General features: G+C 71.2%; 17 protein-coding genes. 7 read left to right on the top strand and 10 right to left on the bottom strand.

Annotated elements, in window-relative coordinates; genetic code table 11:
- Window position 1 precedes the first annotated feature (1 nt).
- Together Q9S36_RS16775 and Q9S36_RS16770 are read left to right on the top strand one after the other, a co-directional pair.
- Entirely contained in the window at window positions 2-1363 is a 1362-nt protein-coding gene (locus Q9S36_RS16775; protein ID WP_311286106.1) for a deoxyribodipyrimidine photo-lyase, read from the top strand.
- Window positions 1364-1667: 304 nt separating this feature from the next.
- The gene (locus Q9S36_RS16770; RefSeq protein ID WP_311286105.1) at window positions 1668-2726 is read left to right on the top strand and encodes an LLM class flavin-dependent oxidoreductase; all 1059 of its coding nucleotides are present in this window, start codon (window positions 1668-1670) and stop codon (window positions 2724-2726) included.
- Between the two features lie 150 nt (window positions 2727-2876).
- On the opposite strand, the gene pheA is transcribed toward Q9S36_RS16770, so the two are convergent.
- On the bottom strand, window positions 2877-3869 hold the full coding sequence (pheA, locus tag Q9S36_RS16765; RefSeq protein ID WP_396653786.1) for a prephenate dehydratase: 993 nt from the start codon (window positions 3867-3869) through the stop codon (window positions 2877-2879).
- Window positions 3870-3918: 49 nt separating this feature from the next.
- Between pheA and pgm the strand changes: the two genes are divergently transcribed.
- Window positions 3919-5562, top strand: a complete 1644-nt coding sequence (gene pgm / locus Q9S36_RS16760; RefSeq protein WP_311286103.1) for a phosphoglucomutase (alpha-D-glucose-1,6-bisphosphate-dependent) — start codon at window positions 3919-3921, stop codon at window positions 5560-5562.
- A gap of 47 nt (window positions 5563-5609) precedes the next feature.
- Here pgm and Q9S36_RS16755 read toward each other — a convergent pair whose 3' ends face one another.
- Window positions 5610-6710: a LacI family DNA-binding transcriptional regulator gene (locus tag Q9S36_RS16755; protein ID WP_311286102.1), complete on the bottom strand. Its 1101-nt coding sequence runs from the start codon at window positions 6708-6710 to the stop codon at window positions 5610-5612.
- Window positions 6711-6809: 99 nt separating this feature from the next.
- Here Q9S36_RS16755 and Q9S36_RS16750 point away from each other — a divergent pair, with 99 nt between their 5' ends.
- Genes Q9S36_RS16750 through Q9S36_RS16740 form a run of 3 tightly spaced genes read left to right on the top strand, consistent with a single transcriptional unit; the run spans window position 6810 to window position 9587 of the window.
- A complete protein-coding gene (locus Q9S36_RS16750; RefSeq protein ID WP_311286101.1) occupies window positions 6810-7931 on the top strand; it encodes a Gfo/Idh/MocA family oxidoreductase in 1122 nt (373 codons plus the stop codon).
- Window positions 7924-8853 (top strand): PmoA family protein, encoded by a 930-nt coding sequence (locus Q9S36_RS16745; RefSeq protein WP_311286100.1) that lies wholly within the window; start codon window positions 7924-7926, stop codon window positions 8851-8853. Before Q9S36_RS16750 ends, Q9S36_RS16745 begins: the two co-directional genes overlap by 8 nt.
- On the top strand, window positions 8850-9587 hold the full coding sequence (locus Q9S36_RS16740) for a cupin domain-containing protein (RefSeq protein WP_311286099.1): 738 nt from the start codon (window positions 8850-8852) through the stop codon (window positions 9585-9587). The genes Q9S36_RS16745 and Q9S36_RS16740 overlap by 4 nt, the downstream gene beginning before the upstream one ends.
- A gap of 25 nt (window positions 9588-9612) precedes the next feature.
- On the opposite strand, the gene Q9S36_RS16735 is transcribed toward Q9S36_RS16740, so the two are convergent.
- The 4 genes from Q9S36_RS16735 to Q9S36_RS16720 are packed head-to-tail and all read right to left on the bottom strand — an operon-like array spanning window position 9613 to window position 14894.
- Window positions 9613-10953 carry an extracellular solute-binding protein gene (locus Q9S36_RS16735; RefSeq protein WP_311286098.1) on the bottom strand — a complete coding sequence of 447 codons (1341 nt, stop codon included), beginning with the start codon at window positions 10951-10953 and terminating at the stop codon, window positions 9613-9615.
- 47 nt (window positions 10954-11000) lie between these two features.
- Window positions 11001-11927 carry a carbohydrate ABC transporter permease gene (locus Q9S36_RS16730; protein ID WP_396653790.1) on the bottom strand — a complete coding sequence of 309 codons (927 nt, stop codon included), beginning with the start codon at window positions 11925-11927 and terminating at the stop codon, window positions 11001-11003.
- Window positions 11921-12847 carry a sugar ABC transporter permease gene (locus tag Q9S36_RS16725; protein WP_311286097.1) on the bottom strand — a complete coding sequence of 309 codons (927 nt, stop codon included), beginning with the start codon at window positions 12845-12847 and terminating at the stop codon, window positions 11921-11923. Before Q9S36_RS16725 ends, Q9S36_RS16730 begins: the two co-directional genes overlap by 7 nt.
- Entirely contained in the window at window positions 12837-14894 is a 2058-nt protein-coding gene (locus Q9S36_RS16720) for a beta-galactosidase (protein ID WP_311286178.1), read from the bottom strand. Before Q9S36_RS16720 ends, Q9S36_RS16725 begins: the two co-directional genes overlap by 11 nt.
- A gap of 157 nt (window positions 14895-15051) precedes the next feature.
- On the opposite strand from Q9S36_RS16720, the gene Q9S36_RS16715 reads away from it, so the two are divergent.
- Complete coding sequence (locus Q9S36_RS16715) at window positions 15052-16074, top strand: LacI family DNA-binding transcriptional regulator (RefSeq protein WP_311286096.1); 1023 nt, start codon at window positions 15052-15054, stop codon at window positions 16072-16074.
- A 7-nt stretch (window positions 16075-16081) separates the two neighbouring features.
- Here the strand turns inward: Q9S36_RS16715 and Q9S36_RS16710 are convergent, their stop codons facing one another.
- From Q9S36_RS16710 to Q9S36_RS16695, 4 genes are all read right to left on the bottom strand, one after another.
- Window positions 16082-16981, bottom strand: a complete 900-nt coding sequence (locus Q9S36_RS16710) for a carbohydrate ABC transporter permease (RefSeq protein ID WP_251451989.1) — start codon at window positions 16979-16981, stop codon at window positions 16082-16084.
- Window positions 16978-18099 carry a sugar ABC transporter permease gene (locus Q9S36_RS16705; RefSeq protein WP_311286095.1) on the bottom strand — a complete coding sequence of 374 codons (1122 nt, stop codon included), beginning with the start codon at window positions 18097-18099 and terminating at the stop codon, window positions 16978-16980. The genes Q9S36_RS16710 and Q9S36_RS16705 overlap by 4 nt, the downstream gene beginning before the upstream one ends.
- Before the next feature lie 4 nt (window positions 18100-18103).
- Window positions 18104-19216, bottom strand: coding sequence for an extracellular solute-binding protein (locus Q9S36_RS16700; RefSeq protein WP_311286094.1), 1113 nt, complete (start codon window positions 19214-19216; stop codon window positions 18104-18106).
- Window positions 19217-19338: 122 nt separating this feature from the next.
- Complete coding sequence (locus Q9S36_RS16695; protein WP_311286093.1) at window positions 19339-20418, bottom strand: LacI family DNA-binding transcriptional regulator; 1080 nt, start codon at window positions 20416-20418, stop codon at window positions 19339-19341.
- Window positions 20419-20424 lie beyond the last annotated feature (6 nt).

The raw sequence follows: 20424 nt of genomic DNA, 5'->3' as shown, positions 1-20424 counted from the left end.
CATGACGAGCCCCTCGATCGTGTGGTTCCGCGACGACCTGCGACTGGCGGATCACCCCGCGCTGCGGGCGGCCCTGGACCGCGGCGAACCCGTCGTCTGCCTGTACGTGCTGGACGAGGAGTCCGACGGGGTCCGGCCCCTGGGCGGCGCCGCCCGCTGGTGGCTGCACCACAGTCTCGCCTCGCTCGGCGAGCGGCTCGCCGAGCGAGGCGCGGCCCTCATCCTCCGGCGCGGGCCGGCCGCCGAGGTCGTGCCGGCCGTCGTGGCCGAGACGGACGCCGGGGCCGTGTTCTGGAACCGCCGGTACAGCCTGCCCGAGCGCGACATCGATGCCGGGATCAAGTCCGATCTGCGCGACGCCGGCGTCGAGGTCGCGTCGTTCGCGGCATCCCTGCTCTTCGAACCCTGGACGGTCCGGACCGGCGCGGACAAGCCGTATTCGGTGTTCACCCCCTTCTGGAAAGCCTGCCGCGACCTGCCCGCGCCCCGCGCGCCGCTGCCGGAGCCGCGCGACATCCCCGGACCGCGCTCGCAACCCGACGGCGACGACCTCGAGGACTGGGGCCTGCTGCCGACGACGCCGGACTGGGCGGGCGGGCTGCGCGAGACGTGGGAGCCGGGCGAGCCCGCCGCGCGCCGGCGGCTGCGCGCGTTCCTCGACGACGACCTCGCCGACTACGACCGCTCGCGCGACGAGCCGGCGGCCGGCGTGACGTCGGGACTGTCGCCGCGGCTGCGGTGGGGCGAGCTGAGCCCGTACCAGGTGTGGCACGAGACGATCCACTCCGCCGCGGCGGACCGTCATCCCGGGCCGACGCAGCGGTTCCTGTCCGAGCTCGGCTGGCGCGAGTTCGCCTGGCACACCCTCTTCCACTTCCCCGACCTCGCGACCCGCAACTGGCGCGCAGAATTCGACGCGTTCGAATGGCCCCGGTTGAAGCCCTCGCACCTCGAGGCGTGGCAGAAGGGGCGGACCGGCGTGCCGCTCGTGGACGCCGGGATGCGGGAGCTGTGGCACACCGGCGTCATGCACAACCGGGTGCGCATGGTGACCGCGTCGTATCTGGTGAAGAACCTGCTGATCGACTGGCGGCGCGGCGAAGAGTGGTTCTGGGACACCCTGGTCGACGCGGATGCCGCCTCCAACCCCTTCAACTGGCAGTGGGTCGCGGGGTCGGGAGCCGACGCCGCCCCGTACTTCCGCGTGTTCAACCCCGAGCTGCAGGCCGAGAAGTTCGACAAGCACGGCGAGTACGTGCGGCAGTGGGCCCCGGACAGCGCGGGTGTGGAGCAGCTGGTCGACCTCAAGCGGTCCCGCCAGGCCGCCCTCGACGCCTACGAGGCGGTGAAGCGGGCCCGGTAGGACCGGGTGCCGGCGCGGCATCCGGATTCTGCCGTCGGCGCGGCATCCGGAGTCCGCCGTCGGCGTCGGCGCCGCATCCGGATTCCGGATTCTGCCGTCGGCGCCGCATCCGGATTCCGGAGTCCCACCGGCTCGGGAGGATCACAACTCCTGCAGCCGGCGGGCCTCAGCCGCGGGCTGCAGTCCTGGATCCGCGGAATCCTGCGGCGGGGGTAGGCCCGGGCGCGGCAAGGTGCAGGAGTTATGATCCTCGACCCCTCCCACCCCGGAATAGACCGGGCCCCGCGGCCTGTTGTCTCCGGGGATGACCACGACACCTGCCCCGGCCCTGTCCGTCCTCGACCTCGTGCCGGTGCGCACCGGCCAGTCCAGCGCACAGGCGATCGCGTCGTCGCTGGACCTGGTCGCCACCGCCGACCGTCTGGGGTTCCGCAGGTACTGGTTCGCCGAGCACCACAACATGCCCGCGGTGGCCTCGACCACGCCGCCGGTGCTGGTCGCGGCGGCCGCCGCCCGCACCCCGCGCATCCGCGTCGGGTCGGGCGGGGTCATGCTCCCCAACCACAGCCCCCTGGTCGTGGCAGAGCAGTTCGCCGCCCTCGAGGCCCTCGCGCCCGGGCGGGTCGACCTCGGTCTCGGCCGCGCTCCCGGCAGCGACCCGGTCATCACCCAGCTCCTGCGCCAGTCCGGAACGACGAGCGACGTCGAGCGGTTCCCCGACCACGTCCGCGACATCCTGTCGCTGGTCTCGCCCGAAGGCGCGACCGTGCGCTACACCTCCGGCGGAACGTACGACGTCCGCGCGACGCCGGCCGCATCGGGGATGCCGGAGGTGTGGCTCCTCGGATCCAGCGACTACTCCGCGCAGCTGGCCGCCTCGCTGTCGTTGCCGTACGTGTTCGCGAATCACTTCTCGGGTCAGGGCCTCGAGCGCGCGCTCGAGCTGTACCGGACGCAGTTCCAGCCGAGCGAGTCCCTCCCCCGGCCGCGTACGTTCCTCACCGTGAACGCCGTCGCCGCGCCCACTCGCGAAGAAGCCGAGGCCCGGTCCCTGCCGAATCAGCGCATGATGGCGAGACTGCGCATGAACCGGCCGCTCGTGCCGTCCGAGACCGTGGAGCACGCGCTCGCCACCCCGGAGGAATTCGACGGTCTCGGCACGCAGATCATGGCCGCCGCGCGGGCGACGTGGTTCGTCGGCACGGGCGACGAGGTCGCCGCCGAGCTCACCGCCTTCGCCGCCCGCCACGGCGTCGACGAGGTCATGATCTCGCCGATCGCGGGCGCCTACGAGGGCGAGCCGATGGATGCCGCCCCCGGCCGCACCCGCACGCTCGAGCTCCTCGCGGCGGCACTCGCCTGAGCCGCGCTCAGGCTTCGGACGCCCGGCCGCGGGTCGCGGACTCCGGCCGGCCGCGGGTCTCGGACTCCGCCCGGCCGTGGGTCGCGGACTCCGCCCGGCCGCAGGTCGCGGACGCCGGCCGACGGTCGCGGACCGAGACCTCGGCCAGGCTCAGCCCTCGGGCTCGCCGCTGATGAGTCCGCGCAGCCAGTCGCGGGCCTCGACGAACACGTCGTCGGCGTACCGCTCGGGGTAGTGCACGACGGCGCGGTCGGCCCGCGGGTACGACCCCAGGAAGATCACCTTCGGGCTGAAGCGGCGAAGCCCCAACAGCGCATCGGCCATGCGCTCGTTCTCGATGTGCCCGTCGGCGTCGATGACGAACCGGTAGCGGCCCAGCTCGTCGCCGATCGGGCGGGACGCCAGCAGCGACAGGTTGATGCCTCGCGTGGCGAACTGCTCGAGCATCTCCAGCAGGGCGCCCGGGTGGTCATCGGGCAGCTCGACGATGAGCGAGGTCTTGTCGGCCCCGGTGGGCGGCGGCGGCGTGACGGGCCGGCTCACCAGCACGAACCGGGTCACCGCGTTGGGGTTGTCGCCGATTCCCGAGGCGAGCAGTTCGAGCTCGTGGTGGTCGAGGATGCCCGGGGCCGCGATGGCGGCATCCGCATCGCTCGTGCCGTCGAGGAGCCCCATCGCGCTGGCGACGTTGCTCGCGGCGGGGATGTGCGCGTGCGCGGGGAGGGTGCGCGTGAGCCATTGCAGGCACTGCGCGTAGGCGACCGGGTGCCCCGCGACCAGCGAGACGCCGTCGAGCGTGGTGCCGGGGCGGCCCACCAGGACGAAGTCGACGGGGACGAGGTACTCGCCCACGATGCGCAGACCCGGCATCGTGGCCAGGGCGTCCTGCGCGGTCGAGACACCGCCGTCGACGGAGTTCTCGATGGCGATGACGGCGGCGTGCGCGCGTCCTTCGACGACGTCGGCGAGCGCCTCGCCGACGTTGCGGACCGACCGCCACTGCTGGCCGCGCGCCTCGGGAACCTGCGCCAGAGCCGCCTCGGTGAAGGTGCCCGCCGGACCCAGATAGCTGTACGTGCGTCGGGTCGTCGCGGGGGGCACGTCTGTCACGCGGTCCAGCCTAAACGGTGCAGTTGCCGCCATCCGCGTCACAGTGGGCGCGGATCGGCCCGATCCGGGGCAGACTGGTGCCATGAGTCGCGCAGGACAGCCCGCCGAAGCCTCGGACCTCATCGACATCGATGAGCTGATCTCCGCCTATTACGACCGCAGACCCGATCCGTCGGTTCCCGAGCAGCGGGTGGCCTTCGGCACGAGCGGCCACCGCGGCTCGTCGCTGTCGACGAGCTTCAACGAGACGCACATCCTCGCCACGACGCAGGCGATCGTCGACTACCGGCGCGAGCAGGGCATCACGGGCCCGCTGTTCCTCGGCCGCGACACCCATGGCCTGTCGCTGCCCGCCGAGCGCACCGCCATCGAGGTGCTGGTCGCCGGCGGCGTCGACGTCCGCGTCGACGCCCGCGACTCGTGGGTGCCCACCCCCGCGCTCAGCCACGCGATCCTGGCCTACAACAAGGGCCGGGATGCCGATGATGCCGGTCGCGCCGACGGCATCGTCGTGACCCCCAGCCACAACCCGCCGCGCGACGGCGGATTCAAGTACAACCCGCCGCACGGCGGACCGGCCGACACCGACGCGACCGGCTGGATCGCCGACCGCGCCAACGCGCTCATCGCCGCGGGACTCGAGGGCGTCGCCCGCACCCTCTACAAGGACATCGACGCCGACGCGCTCGGCCAGTACGACTTCCGCGAGGCGTACGTCCGCGACCTCGGGAACATCATCGACATCGACGCGATCCGCGCCGCGGGCGTGCGCATCGGCGCCGACCCGCTCGGCGGGGCCTCGGTGGATTACTGGGCGCTCATCGGCGAGATGTACGACCTCGATCTGACGGTGGTCAACCCCGAGGTCGATCCGACGTGGCGGTTCATGACGCTGGACTGGGACGAGAAGATCCGCATGGACCCGTCGTCGCCGTCGGCGATGGCCTCGCTCGTCGCACAGCGCGAGGGATACGACATCCTCACCGGCAACGACGCCGACGCCGACCGGCACGGGATCGTCACGCCCGACGCCGGGCTGATGAACCCGAACCACTACCTCGCCGTCGCGATCGACTACCTCTACTCGCATCGCGAGGGATGGCCGCAGGACGCCGCGGTCGGCAAGACGCTGGTGAGCTCGATGATCATCGACCGGGTCGTGGCCTCTCTCGGCCGGACGCTGCTGGAAGTGCCGGTCGGCTTCAAGTGGTTCGTCCCCGGGCTGCTCGACGGCTCGGTCGCCTTCGGCGGCGAGGAGTCCGCGGGAGCCTCGTTCCTGCGCAAGGACGGCACCGTCTGGACGACCGACAAAGACGGCATCCTGCTCTGCCTCCTGGCAGCCGAGATCCTCGCCGTCACCGGCAAGACGCCGTCGCAGCGGTACGCCGAGCTCGAGGCCGAGTACGGCGCGTCGGCCTACCAGCGCGTGGACGCCCCGGCATCCCCCGCGCAGAAGGCGGCGCTCGGAAAGCTCTCGCCCGAAGCGGTGACGGCGACCGAGCTCGCCGGCGAGCCCATCGTCGCGAAGCTGTCGCACGCTCCCGGCAACGGCGCGGCTATCGGCGGACTGAAGGTCGTCACCGAGCACGCGTGGTTCGCCGCGCGCCCCTCGGGCACCGAGGACGTCTACAAGCTCTACGCCGAGTCGCTGCGCGGCCCCGAGCACCTCGCGCAGGTGCAGGAGGAGGCGCGCGCCGTCGTCTCGGCGGCCCTCGGCGACGCCTGACGTCGTCGGCGGCGTCGGCCAGACCGGGGCGGTCAGCAGGGGCGAGGCTACGGGGCCGGGGCGGGGCCGGTGGACTCGCGCCAGATGACGCGGTGCACGGGGGCGCCGGCGGCGGCAGGGGGTTCGTCGCCGCGGACAGCCGCGATCAGACGGGCCACGGCGTCCGCGCCGATCCTCTCGTAGTCGGCGTCGACGGTCGTCAGCGCGGGTGAGAGCAGGGCGCCCACGACGTGGTCGTCCCACCCGGTGATGCTGAGGTCGTCCGGAACGCGCCAGCCCCGCTCCGAGGCCGCCCGGATCGCCGCCGCCGCGACGACGTCATTGGCGGCGACGACAGCCGTAGCCCGCGGCGCGCGGGGCGACAGCCGCGCCAGGGCCTCGATGGCCTCCCGTCCGGATGCCGGGGTCCAATCCCCCTCGTGGACGAGCACGACCTCGAGACCGAGCCGCTCGACGGTCTGCACGAACACCTCGCGCCGGGAGCGCGCGGAGGCGTACGACAGGCGGCCCGTGACATGGGCGAAGCGCCGGTGGCCGAGCTCGGCCAGCCGCGTCACCAGCTGCTCCACCGGAGCGCCGTCGGCGAGTCCCCCGATCGTGCGCATGCGGTCGTCGTAGTCGGCCGAGGCGAAGATCTGGGTGCCCGCGAACGCGCCGAGCAGGTCGGCCGGAAGCGGGGCGAAGGCCAGGATGCCCTCGACCTGCCCCGAGGCGGCGAGCTCGCGGGCGCGGTCGGCGCGAGCGTCCTGGCCACCCTCGACGCTCAGCACCTCGACGGTGAACCCCGCCTCGTGCGCGGCACGCACGGCAGCGCCGATGAGGCGTCCGGGGTTCCAGTCCGCCGCACCCGGCAGCAGTATGGCGAGGCGCCCCGAGCGGCGCGTGCGCATGGAGCGGGCGATGAGGTTCGGCCGGTAGTCGAGCTGCTCGATGGCGGCGGCGATGGCGGCGACAGTCGCGGGCTTCAGCCCGCCGTTGTGCCGCAGGTACCGCGACACGGTCTGGTGGGAGACACCGGCGACCCGGGCGACGTCGCGGAGTGTCGCGGGCCGCGCCCCAGACCCGGCCGCCCCAGACCCGACCACCCCAGACCCGACCGCCCCAGACGCGGTCACGCCGACACCCGTCGCGTCGGATCCGCTCGCCATGGCCCTCCGCCTTCCGCAGCGGCTTGACCCGGGCCGAACCGCACGACTACCGTAGCAGACAGAAAGTGAACGATCACTAAATCGAGGAGCCCCTCCCCCATGCCTTCCACCCACCTCCGCGCCGCCGTCGTCGGCACCGGCGGCATCGCCCGCGGCATCCACCTACCGGCCCTGGCCGGTCTCGCCGACGAGATCGACATCGTCGCCGTGGTCGACATCGACGCCGCCCGCGCCCGTGAGGTCGCCGACGAGTTCGGCGTGCCCGACGTCTACACCGAGGTCGACGCGATGCTCGCGGCATCGCGGCCCGACCTGGTCGTCGTCGCCACTCCGCCCGGCGCGCACAAGGACGCCACGATCGCCGCACTCGATGCCGGCGCGTGGGTGTGGTGCGAGAAGCCGCCGGCGCTGTCTCTGGCCGACTACGACGAGATGGCCGCCCACGAGGGCGACGCCGGCCCGTACGCGTCGTACGTCTTCCAGCACCGGTTCGGCTCAGCCGCCCGGCGACTGCGCCGCCACGTCGAGGAAGACACCCTCGGCGCCATGCGCGTGGCCCAGTGCCACACGCTGTGGTACCGCAACGACGCCTACTTCGAGGTGCCGTGGCGCGCGAAGTGGGCCACCGAAGGCGGCGGCCCCACGATGGGTCACGGCATCCACCAGATGGACCTGGCCCTGTCGATCCTCGGCGACTGGACCGAAGTGACCGCCATGATGGGCACGCTCGCCCGCCGCACCGAGACCGAGGACGTCTCGGCCGCCATCGTGCGGATGGCCTCGGGCGCGATGTGCGTCATGACCAACAGCCTGCTCTCGCCGCGCGAGTCCAGCCTGCTGCGCTTCGACTTCGACGACGCCACCGTCGAACTCGAGCACGTGTACGGCTACGACAACTCCCACTGGCGCTGGACGCCCGCCGATCACGTCGACCCCGCGGCCGCGGCCGCCTGGCAGCCCGACACCGACGAGGCCAGCTCGCACGCCGCACAGCTGCGCGTGCTCGTGGACGCCTTCCGTCGCGGTGAGCGTCCGCCCGCGAGCGGGGCCGACGGCCGTCGCAGCCTGGAGCTCATCGCCGGCATGTACAAGTCGGCGATCCTCGGCCGACCGGTGCGCCGCGACGAACTGACGGCCGACGACCCGTTCGCCCAGGCGATGCACGGGGGCGATCCGGATGCCGCGACCCGCGCCTTCCGGAAGGGGGCGGTCCTTGTCTGAGTCCACCGCACCCGACTTCACCCTGCGGATCGGCGACACCGACGCGATCGTCACGGCCGCCGGCACCGATATCGCCCGCTACGCCTTCGACCCGGGCGGGGCGGATTCGGAGGGGCCCAAGCCCTTCCTCCACCCGCTGCGGACGCTCGCCGGAGCCCCGCTGACGGCCTTCCGCCCGTGGGACCACCGGTGGCACAAGGGCCTGCAGATGACGTGGACGCACGTGTCCGGCCAGAACTTCTGGGGCGGACCCACGTTCCGCCGCGACGAGGGGTACCGGCAGCTCGACAACGTCGGCCGCATGCGCCACGAGCGCTTCACGAGCGTGGCCGAGTCCGGCACCGAGGTGGGCTTCACCGAGGAGCTCACCTGGATCACGCAGGCGGGCCAGGAGTGGCTGCGCGAGACCCGCACGCACCGCTTCCACGGCCTCGACCTCTCGCTGGGCTTCTGGCAGCTCGACTTCAGCGCGACGCTGCGGAACATCTCGGGTCGCGACCTCGAACTCGGCAGCCCCACGACCGAGGGACGCCCCGCGGCCGGGTACACCGGCTTCGTGATCCGGATGCCGCGCGCGTGGACGGGCGGTCGCGTGCTGTCCCCCCAGGGCGAAGGCGCGGAGGCGCTGATGGGCACCGAGGCGGAGTGGGTGGCGTTCTCGGGGGAGCACGACGAGTTCGACGGCGGCGGCACGATCCTCGCCTTCGCGGGGGCGTCGACCGGTGCGCCGGCCATCAAGTGGTTCGTCCGCAGCGAGCCGTTCCCGGTCCTCAGCCCCTCACCGTCCTTCGACGAGGTGATCGCGCTCGCCCCCGACGCCGAGGTCTCGCTCGCCCACCGCCACGTGTTCGGCGACCGGGTGTGGACGCCGGACGAGGTGCGGGACCGCGCTGCCGGGCTCGCCCCCGCGGCGACGCCATGACCACTCCCCTCTTCCCCGGCGGCGTGGCCGTCAGCGGGCTGAAGGTCTACGACTGGGAGGCCGCCGACGGGCGGTGCGGCGGATCGCCGCACCTGCACACGGCCTCGAGCGAGGGGTACATCGTCACCGGCGGCAGCGGGGAGGTCCACACCGTCTCGAGCGCCGGGCGCGGCATCCATCCCCTCGCCCCCGGCGAGATCGTGTGGTTCTCGCCCGGCACCGTGCATCGCCTGGTCAACCACGGCGATCTGGAGCTGGTCGTGGTGATGCAGAACGCCGGCCTGCCCGAGGCGGGCGACGCCGTCCTGACCTTCCCCGCCGCGGTGCTCGACGACCCCGTCGCGTACGCGACGGCAGCGGCGCTGCCCGAGGGCGACGACGCGACCCGCGCCGAGGCCGCCCGCGCGCGACGCGACCTGGCGATGCGCGGCTACCTGCAGCTGCTCGCCGACCTCGAGGCACGCGGCGACGCGGCACTGGCGGACCTGCACGCCCGCGCGGCGCGCCTGGTGCAGCCCAAGGCGGCGCACTGGCAGCGCCTGTGGCGCGAGACGGTCGGCGCCGAGACGGACCGCACGCGCGATCAGCTGGACCGGCTGGCCGAGGGGATGCCGGGGCTCCTCGCCGAGGCGTCCGTCGCCCGCGGCGAGCGCACTCCGGGGCCGCGCGGATTCGGAATGTGCGGGCGCCTGCACACATGGCGATGGCCCGAGCCCTCAGCCGACGCGGACTGAGGACTCGGGCCGATCGGCCGGAGGGTTACTCGGCGACGGGGATGGATGCCGCCTGGAAGGCCTCGATGGTGGACTGCTCGCCCGCCTCGAGAGCCTCGGGGATCGTGCTGCTGCCCGAGACCGCGGCCTTGAAGCCGTCCGAGACGTCGGCGTAGGTCTGCGTCATGGTCGGACCCCACACGAAGTCGGGGCTGACCTGGGTCGCCGCCTCGGCGAAGACGTCGTAGATGGCCTGGCCGCCGTAGAACTCGACGCCCTCCTTCAGCACCGGCAGCTCCAGGCCCGCCTCGGTGGCGGGGTAGATCTGGGCGGTGGTGTTCAGCGACGTGAGCGCCTCTTCGGACGTGTTGAGCCACAGGGCGAACTTCGCCGCCTCGTAGAGGTGGTCGGTGCCCTTGAAGACCGCGATCGACGAGCCGCCCCAGTTGCCGGCCGCGTTGCCGCCGGCCTCCCACTGCGGGGCGAGCGCCACCGACCAGTTGCCCGACGTGTCGGGAGCACCGCTCAGGATCGAGTTCGCACCCCACACGGCGGAGTTCCAGGTCCAGACCTCACCCGAGTTGTAGGCGTTGTTCCACTCGTCGGTCCATGCGGGGTACGTCGCGACCAGATCGTCCTCGATGAGGCCCTGCCAGTACTCGGCGACCTCCATCGACGCGTCCGAGGTGAGGTCGACCGTCCACTGGTCCCCGTCGTTGGCGAACCACTGGCCGCCGGCCTGCCAGACGAAACCGGCGAACTGGTTGATGTCGGTCTGCGAGAAGTTGGTGATGTAGCCGCCCAGCTCGCGGATCTCCTCCGCCGCGGTGCGGTACTCCTCCCACGTCGTCGGCACCTCGATGCCGTTCTCCTCGAAGAGGTCGGAACGGTAGAACAGGCCCATGGGACCCTGATCCTGGGGAACCCCGTAGACCTCGTCCTCGGTGCCGAGGGTGACCTGACCCCACGTCCAGTCGAGGAACTGGTCCTGGGCGGCGAGCACGTCCTCGCACGCCGCCAGGTTCTCCAGCCCGTCCTGCACACGGAAGTTCGGCAGGGCGTCGTACTCGATCTGACCGAGGTCGGGGGCGTTGCCCGCCTCGAGCTGGTTGAAGAAGTTCTGGTACGTGCCGGCGTTGCCCGACGGACCCGTCTGCACCTCGACCTGGATGTCGGGGTTCTCTTCGTTCCACATGGCCACGGCGTCCTCGATGCCGGGGATCCACGAGGTGAAGGTGAGCGTGACGTCCTCGCCGGACGGCTCGCAGGATGCCGCGTCGGCGCTTCCGCCGCCGTCGCCGCCGTTGCCTCCGGCGGCGCAGCCGGCGACGGTGAGGGCTGCGGTGGCGAGCAGGGCTGCAGTGACCGCTCTGGTGTTCTTTCGCATGTTCTCTTCCTTGGTGGGGGGTGGACCGTCCGCGAGTGCGGGCGGAGTCATTTGAGCGCGCCGGAGCCGAGGCCCGTGCGCCAGTACCGCTGCAGGAGCAGGAACGTGATGATCAGCGGGATGATCGAGATCAGCGACCCGATCAGCACGTAGGTGCGCAGTTCGGGGAACTGGTTGATGGTGGAGTTCCACGCGTACAGCCCGTAGGTGACCGGGAACAGCTCTTCACTGCGCAGCATGATCAGCGGCAGGAAGAAGTTGTTCCAGATCGAGACGAACTGGAACAGGAACACGGTGATGAGGGCGGGGAACATCAGCCGGATCGACACCGTGAAGAAGGTGCGCACCTCGCCCGCCCCGTCCAGGCGGCTGGCCTCGAGCAGCTCTTCGGGCACGGATGCTTCGGCGAACACGCGCGCGAGGTAGACCCCGAACGGGCTCACGACGCTGGGCAGGAACACCGACCAGAACGTGTTGGTGAGCTCGACCTGGCTGAACAGCAGGAACAGGGGCAGCGCCAGCGCGGTCGCCGGCACCAGCACGCCGCCGAGGACCACGTTGAAGATCGCCTCGCGTCCGCGGAAGCGGTACTTCGCCAGGGCGTACCCGCACATTCCGGCGAGGACGGTGGCGACGACCGCGCCGAGTCCGGCGTACCCGGCGCTGTTGATCAGCCACCGGACGTAGACGCCGTCGCGATAGCTGAACAGGCCTGCCAGGTTCTCGAACAGGTTGAACTCTGCGAACCAGAGCGGGTTGGTCGAGAAGAGGTCGCCGCGCGACTTCGTCGAGGCGACCAGGAGCCACCAGATCGGCGTGAGGAAGTACAGCGTGAAGACCGTCATCACCAGGAATGCGGCGGTGCGGGGCACGACGCCCTCGCGGGGTCCTCGTGCCCGGTCGCCACGGCCACGGCCGCGGCCCGTCACGACGGCGCGGGTGTCGGCGTCGGGGCTGGTCAGGGTGCTCACGATTGGGCCTTCCGTCGGGTGATCCGCAGGAATGTGAAGGACAGCACGAACGTCGCCAGCGCGAGGACCACCGACATCGCCGCCGCCAGCGGCACGTTCGGGATCGAGCTGGTGGCGTAGATGGTCATGTTCGGCGTGTAGGTGCTCGTGACCGCGCCGCTGAAGGCGCGGAAGGTCTGCGGCTCGGCCAGCAGCTGCAGGGTGCCGATGATCGACAGCACCGCTGTCAGCACGAGCGACGGACGGACGAGGGGGATCTTGATCGACCAGGCGATGCGCAACTGCCCCGCCCCGTCCAGCCGGGCCGCCTCGTACAGCTCACCCGGGATGGCCAGCAGGGTGGAGTAGATGATGAGCATGTTGTAGCCGACGAAAACCCACGTGACGACGTTGGCGATCGACCACAGCACGAAGTCCGCCGACAGGAGGTCGACGTGCTGGGTGACCGCGGTGAAGGGCGACAGCCGCGGGCTGTAGAGGAACCCCCACATGATCGCGGCGATCACGCCCGGGACGGCGTACGGGACGAAGAAGGCCAGGCGGAAGAACTTCTTGCCGCGCAGGAGGGGCGAGTCCAGCAGCAGGGCGAACAACAGCGCCAGGGCGAGCATCACCGGGACCTGCACGACGCCGAACAGCAGCACGCGGCCGACGGACTCCCAGAAGACGTCGTTCTCGAAGACGCGGATGTACTGCGTCAGACCGCCGAAGACCTCACGGGCCTCACCGAAGGTGCCCTCGCGCTCGACGACGAGCATCGACTTCCAGATGGCGTAGCCGATGGGCACCAGGTAGAACGCCACGAAGAGGGCGGCGAAGGGGGCGACGAACACCGCGATCGCCCCGGCGTGGGGCGTGGGTCTGCGCCGCGGCTTCTCGCGGGTGCCGCGTGGTCCCGCGGTCACGATGGCCTCAGTTGCCATGGGTGGACTCCTCTCTGAGCACACGGACCGCTCCGGCGGGCACGGTGAGCGATCGCTCGACCACCGCTCCCGTCACGAGCTCCCGACCGTCGCCGGGGATGACGACCGGCTCGGCCGCGTGGTTGATGACGAAACGCCAGGTGGTGCGGGCGTCGGCGCTGCGACGTCGCACGATCTCCACCTGGGGCCCGGCGCCGGGCTCCGGCGTCACCCCGGCGGCGGCGGCGATCCGGTCGATGAGCGCGCGGTAGCCGGCACGGTCGGGAAGGGTGGCCAGGTACCACGCGTCGCCGGATCCGTCGTCACCGCGACGCCGCGTGAGCGCGGGGCCGGTCCCGACGACACCGCCGGCGAACCGGTCGAGGACGTCGGCGTCGTGGGCCGTCACCCGCTCGGTCCACAGGGACGCCCCCGTGCCCGACTGCAGCGTGACGACCTCGTCCGCCGCGAGCGGGGCGAACTCCTCGACGCGGATCCCGAGCAGCTCGCGCCAGGCACCGGGATATCCGCCGGGCCGCACCCGGTCGTGCTCGTCGACGATGCCGCTGTAGAAGGTGACGAGCGTGTGTGCGCCGGTGCGGACGGCGTCGTCGAGGGCGCTCGCGGCGGTGTCGTCGACGAGGTGGAGCCCCGGCACCACCACGAGGCGGTAGCCCGACAGATCCGCCCCCGGTCGCACCACGTCCGCGGTGATGCCGGCATCGCGGAGCGCACCGTGGGCCGCGTGCACCTGGGTGAGATAGTCCACCGCGGTGGACGGGCGGTTCTCTGCGTCGAAGGCCCACCACGCCTCCCAGCTGAACAGCACGGCGACCTCGGCGGTCACGGTGCTGCCCTGGACGCCGTCGAGGGCGTGGACGATCCGGCCGAGCTCCTGCACCTCGCGCCAGGCACCGCTGTCGGTGCCGGCGTGGGGAACGAGCGCGGAGTGGAACTTCTCCGCCCCCTGCAGCGACGCACGCCATTGGAAGAACGACACCCCGTCCGCTCCGCGCGCGACGTGCGTGAGGGTGTTGCGCAGCATCTCGCCGGGGGCCTTCGCGAGATTGACCGGCTGCCAGTTCACCGCGCCGGTGGAATGCTCCATCAGCAGCCACGGCGAGCCGCCGGCGAGTCCGCGGGTGAGATCCGCGGCGAACGACAGCTCGGCCGTGGGATCCGCCAGCCGCGCGTCGAGGTAGTGGTCGTTGGCGACGACGTCCATCGCCGGGGCCCACGACCAGTAGTCGAGGTCGCGGATGTGGGCGGTCACCATGAAGTTGGTCGTGATCGGGACGGCGCTGTGGCGTCGGATGACCGCAGCCTCGGCGCGATAGTGGTCCAGGAGCGCATCGGAGGAGAACCGGCGGTAGTCGAGCGTCTGCCCCGGATTGACGGTCGAGAGCGTCGCGCGCGGGGTGAGGATCTCGGACCAGTCGGTGTAACGCTGGCTCCAGAAGCTCGTACCCCACGCGGCGTTGAGCGCATCGATGTCGCCGTAGCGCTCGGCGAGCCACACGCGGAAGGCCTGCGTCGAGACCTCGCAGTGGCAGTGGGCGTTGTGGCAGCCCAGCTCGTTGGACACGTGCCACAGCGCCACGGCGGGGTGATTCCCATAGCGCTCGGCGACCGCCGCGACGAGGTCGAGTGCGGCCTCGCGGAAGACCGGAGAACTCGGGCACCAAGCCTGCCTGCCGCCGGGATACCGGGTCGTGCCGTCGGCGACGACCGGCAGGATCTCGGGGTGCCGCGTGGTGAGCCACGGCGGGGGCGAGGACGTGCCGGTGCCGAGGTTGATGCGGATCCCCGCGTCGTGCAGCAGGCCGATGACCTCATCGAGCGCGTCGAAGCGGAATCCGCCGTCGGGACGCTGCACATCGGCCCAGCCGAAGATGTTGATCGCGACGAGGTCCACGCCGGTCTCGCGCATGAGCGCGACGTCTTCGCGCCAGGTCTCGGGCGACCACTGCTCGGGGTTGTAGTCGCATCCGAAGGCCAGGCCGCGATGCACGAAGCGTGCGGAGGCGGTGTCGCGGGCAACGGCCGGGGCCGCGAACGCCTGCGTCATCGGTCGGCTCACGATTCTCCTTCGATCGACGGTGATCAGTCGCTGTGTGCACGTGCACAGTTTTGAGCCGACAAGATGGGCTCGAACTTTCTGTGAACGTACACAGAGTGACACGTCCGCGCTGATCTGTCAACGACTCGGCCGATATGGTGGGTGCGTGCACACACCGCCCAAGCGGAAGAAGCGCGCGACCGTCCACGATGTCGCGAGCGTCGCAGGGGTGTCCCGCGGCACGGTGAGCCGCTACATCAACGGCGAGCGCTATGTGTCCTCCTCCGCGCGCGAGGCGATCGAGCAGGCCATCCGCGAGGTCGGCTACGTGCCGAACACCGCTGCCCGGAACCTGGTCATGCAGCGCAGCCAATCGGTCGGCCTCATCGTCCACGAGCCGAGCTCGCTGTTCATCGAGGATCCGAACATCGGCGAGATCCTCCTCGGTGCGAACGAGACCCTCTCCGCCGCAGATCACCAGATGGCCGTCCTCATCGTCGACTCCGAGCGCGACACCGACCGCGTCGCCCGCTATCTCTCCGGCGGGTTCGTCGAGGGGGTCGTGGTGGTGTCGGCCCGCGCCGCCGACCCGATCTCGCGCGTCATCGACCGGCTCGAGCTGCCCGCCGCGTACGTCGGGCATCCTGCAGGAGCGCCGGCCTCGGCATCCTTCGTCGTCATCGACAACCGCAGCGCCGCCCAGGCGATCACCGAGCGGCTCGTCGCCGTCGGGCGCCGCCGAATCGGCATGATCGCCGCAGCGCTGGACCGCGACTCCGGGGCCGACCGGCTCGCGGGTTTCCGCGACGCGGCCGGCGCCCTGTTCGACCCCGACCTCATCGAGCCCATCCCGCTGTACTCCTACTCGGCGGGTCGCGACGCCACGCGGCTTCTTCTCGAGCGCGCGCCGGACCTCGACGGGCTCTTCGCCGCCTCGGATGCCGTCGCCGCCGGCGCGCTGGAATCGCTGCGTGCGGCCGGGCGCCGTGTGCCCGAGGACGTGTCGGTCGTGGGGTTCGACGACAGCGCGTGGGCGCGGCGCACGGTGCCGGAGCTGTCCACGGTGCGCCAGCCCGCGCGCCGGCTGGGCGCGCGGGCGGCGCAGCTCGTCCTCGACCGGGTGCAGGCGGACGCCGCGCCCGAGACGGTCGAGCTCGCGTGCGAGATCGTCTGGCGCGACTCCGCCTGACCGGCCGTCAGCCCTTCTCGGCCCCGGCCGTGGTGTTCATGATCCTCCGCTGGAAGATGAAGAACAGCACGGCGACGGGGATGGTCATGAGCACGGCGGCCGCCAGCTGCAGCGGGAATTGGTTGCCCGAGCCCAGCTGGCCCGACACGAGCGATGCCACGCCCGTCGTCAGCGTGTTCAGCTCGGGACTCTGCCGCGACACGATGAAGTGGCCGAGCTCGTTCCACGACCCCTGGAAGCTCAGGATGAAGATCGTCACGAGCGCCGGCCGGGCCATCGGGAGCACGACGCTCCAGAAGGTCCGGAACGTGCCCGCGCCGTCGATCCGCGCCGCCTCCTCGACGCTGCCGGGCAGCGAATCGAAGAACTGCTTCATGATGAACACGCCTGCCGCCGTCGACAGCAGCGGCACGATCATGCCCGCGTAGGAGTCGTACATCCCGAGCTGCTGCAGGATGAGGAACCTCGGGATGAGGAGCACGACACCGGGGACGGCCAGCACGCCGATGAACGCGACGAAGACGACGGTGCGCCCGCGGAACTGGAGGCGGGACAGCGCGTAGCCGGCCATCGAGTCGAACAGCACGCGGCCGATCGTCACGCACACCGTGATGAGCAGGGTGTTGCCCGCCCACATCGTGAACGGCACGTCGGTGAACAGGCGTTCGTATGCGGCGAACGTGACCGTCTCGGGGACGAGCCCGAGGGGGTTCCGTGTCGCTTCGGCGTCGGTCTTCAACGATGCCGAGATCGAGACGATGAACGGGTAGATGTAGATCAGGGCGAGGCCGATGAGGATGAGATAGCTCAGCCACAGCCCGCTCCTGACCTTCAGCGGCGCGCGGCGGCGTCGCCGCGGGATCGCGGCCTGCGCCTCGGCTCGGGGAGCCCGGACGTCGACGCTCATGACGCGCCTCCCTTCGTCGTGGCCGAGGCCGTAACGGCGGGCTTCTCGGCGCCACCCTTGGTGGAGGGTGCCTTGAAAGCGCGCGGTTCGCGCTCCTTGAGCGCCCAGCGCTGCAGCAGGGTCAGCAGGATGATGAAGGCGAACAGGATGAAGGCGATCGCCGCGCCCTGTCCCCACTGCAGCTCGTTGAACGACGTCGAGTACGCCAGGAACGCCGGGGTCGCGATCGTGCCGCCCGCGCTCGAGCCGCCGAGGACGTAGATCTGGTCGAACACCTGCCACGATCCGATGAGTCCGAGGGTCAGGACGGTGAACAGCGTCGGGCGGAGCATCGGCAGGGTGATCGAGAAGAACTTGCGCGTCGCACCCGCCCCGTCCATGAGGGCGGCTTCGTCGATCTCGGCGCCGATGTTCTGCAGGGCGGCGAGGAAGAGCAGCATGAACGTGCCCGACGTGGTGAACACGGCCAGCGTGATCAGCGAGGTCATCGCCACCGACGGCCCGGCGAGCCAGTCCCACCAGCTGACGCCGAGGAGCGCCGGATCGGTCATCCCCGCCGGGGCGCCGATCCCGAGCGCGCCCGCCGCGATATGGAAGACGCCGCGCGGATCGTTGAACCAGTTGGGCCCGTTGATGCCGAAGAAGCCCAGCACCGCGTTGACCGCGCCCGACGCGGTGAACAGGAACTGGAAGACGATCACGATCGCCACCGTCGAGGTCACCGACGGGAAGTAGAACGCCGTGCGGAAGAACCCGCGTCCGCGCAGCACCGCGCGGTTGACCTGCACGGCCAGCAGCAGCGCGATCGCCGTCTGCAGCGGCACCACGAAGATCACGTAGTAGAGGTTGTTGCGCACGGCCGTGCCGAACGAGCTCTGGTCGAGCCCCGGTTCGGTCGTGATCGCGGCGTAGTTGTCGAGCCCGACGAAGTTCACGCGCGGGTTCAAAGGCGACTGGAATCCGTTCCAGTCGCTCACGCTCACCCACAGCGCCAGTCCGATCGGGACGACCAGGAAGACGCTGGTGATGAGGACGGCGGGCAGGACGAAGAGCCAGCCCGCCCGGGCCTCGCCGCGGCGGATGCCGCCACGGCGAGGCCTGGACAGTGCCGTACTCATCGGCTCAATCGCCCGCCTCGTCGAGCGCGGCCTGCAGGTTCTGCTGCAGCGGGCCGAGCACGGCGGAGGGGTCGGACAGTCCCGAGGTCTCGAGCGACGCGTTGAAGTCGGTGATCGCGGGCGCGCCGCCCTCGATGGCCACCGGGCTCTGCGCGTACTCCACACCGGCGACGAACGCGGCGTTGTCGGGGAACTGCTCGGCGTAGGCGGCCGATCCCGATTCGGTGGACGGGATGACCCCGAACGCCTCGGCGAACGCGATCTGCTGCTCGTCCGAGGTGAGGAACTCGATCAGGTCGATCGTGGCGTCCCGCGTCTCGGATCCCACCGGCATCCCCCAGCAGTTGCTGAAGGCGAAGGTCGCCTCGCCCGCGGGGCCCGCCGGCAGCTCGACCGTGATGTACTCGCGGTCGGGGTAGTCGTTCTCGAGAGCGCCGTTGATCCACGGTCCCTCGATCACCATCGCCGCCTTGCCGAGGCCGAAGGCCTCGCCCGCCCAGCCGGCTTCGAGATCCTGCGGGAACTTCAGGGTGCCCGCGTCGATCATGCCCTGCACGAACTCCAGGGCCTCGGCGTTCTCGGGCGAATCGGCCACGGCCTGGTCGCCGTCCACGAGCGAGCCGCCGGCCTGCGCCATGAAGACGCCGAGCCGGGCGTACTCCCGCCCGAAGGACAGCCCGACGGTGTCGTCGTCGGTGAGCGCCTCGGCCGCCGCCGCGAGCGAGTCCCAGTCGGTGGGGACGTCGGCGTCGGTGAGCCCGGCGGCCTCCCACGCCTGCGTGTCGATCTGCAGACCGAGGGTCGAGAAGTCCTTCGGCGCGCAGTAGAAGGAGCCGTCGTAGCTGAACTGCTCCTGCAGCGCGGGGAGGAACTCGCCGGTGTTGGCGAGATCCTCGGCGTACGGCTCGATGAAGCCCTGGGCGGCATAGGTCTGGAACTGATCCCACGGCATGTAGAAGATGTCGGGCGGGTTGTTGCCCGAGAATCCCTGTCCCAGCTGCTGCACCAGGTCATTGGCGGCGATGACCTCGACGGAGTTGCCCGTCTCTTCGCCCCACGCGTCCACCGCGGTCTGCACCGCCGTCGTCTCGGCGTCGCCGGACGACCCGATGAGCATGGTCAGCTCCTGACCGGACGTCTCGCCGCCGCCGTCTCCTCCGCCGCCGGAGCAAGCCGATAGAGTGACCGCGAGACCGGTCGCTGCAACGACCGCGATCCATTGTGATGTCCTCACGATGTTCATCCCTTCATGTGATTGCCGGCGTCCACCGCCGGTGTCGCGTCGAACGTCAGCTGTCCCGGCGTCCGTTCGACGAGTTGGGGCACGAGGAGCCGATGCGTCGGCTCCTCGTTGCTGTCCGGGTTCGGAAGAACGTCGTCTCCCTCGGGCCCGAACAGAAGTTCCAGTGCCGCGGCGACCACGCCGTCCAGCGGCTGCTCGATGCTCGACAGGCCCACTGCGGCGGCGACGGGCGTGTCGTCGAAACCGACCACGCGGGTGTCGGGGTGGGCCGTGCCCTGCACCGCGATCAGCGCCCCGAGGGCGAGCGAGTCGCTGGCGCACACGATCGCGTCGGGCGGATCCGCCAGGCGGAGCAGCTCGGCGGCGCAGCGCGTGCCCGCGGCGACCCCGTCCTCGGCGGAGCGCGAGAGCAGCTGCGCCTCGCGATCGTCCAGTCCGCTGGCGGACCGCCAGCCGGCCGCGCGCTCGTCGCCCGTCCCGGAGCCCGCGGGCCACCCGATCCACGCGATCCGGGCTGCGCCGGCCTCGCGCAGGCGCCGCACCGCTTCGGCGACGCCCCTGCGGCCGTCGACGTCGATCCACCGGTGCGGGGTGCGCTCGGCCGGGGCGCCCCACGGGCGTCCGAACGCGACGAACGGAACGCCCATCTGCGACAGGGCGCCGATGCGGGGATCGTCGTGGGTGGTGGCGGTGAGCATGAAGGCGTCGACATCGGAGCCTTCGCGCAGGCGCCGGATCACCTCGACCTCGTGAGCGTGATCTTCGGCGGAGAAGACCATCACGCGCATCCCTCGGCTCTCGGCACGCTCGGTGAGCTTGTGGAGCAGGCGGTCGAGCACCGCACCCGAGATGCCGTCCCGCCACGGGTCGATGCGCATGCCGATCGTGCCCGCCTTGCGCGTACGCAGCCGCCGCGCCGAGGCGTGGGGCCGATAGCCCAGGTCGCGGATCGCGACCTCGACGCGGTGCCTCGTCGCCTCGCGCACGATGGCCGGCGTGTTGAGCACGTTCGAGACGGTCTGACGCGAGACGCCGGCGAGACGCGCCACGTCTTCGACCGTCGGCATCCGGCTCATCGTCGA

The organism is Microbacterium sp. ARD31, assembly GCF_031844425.1.
Note: the sequence above shows the minus strand (reverse complement) of the source record. Positions and strands in the feature narration are given on the sequence as shown.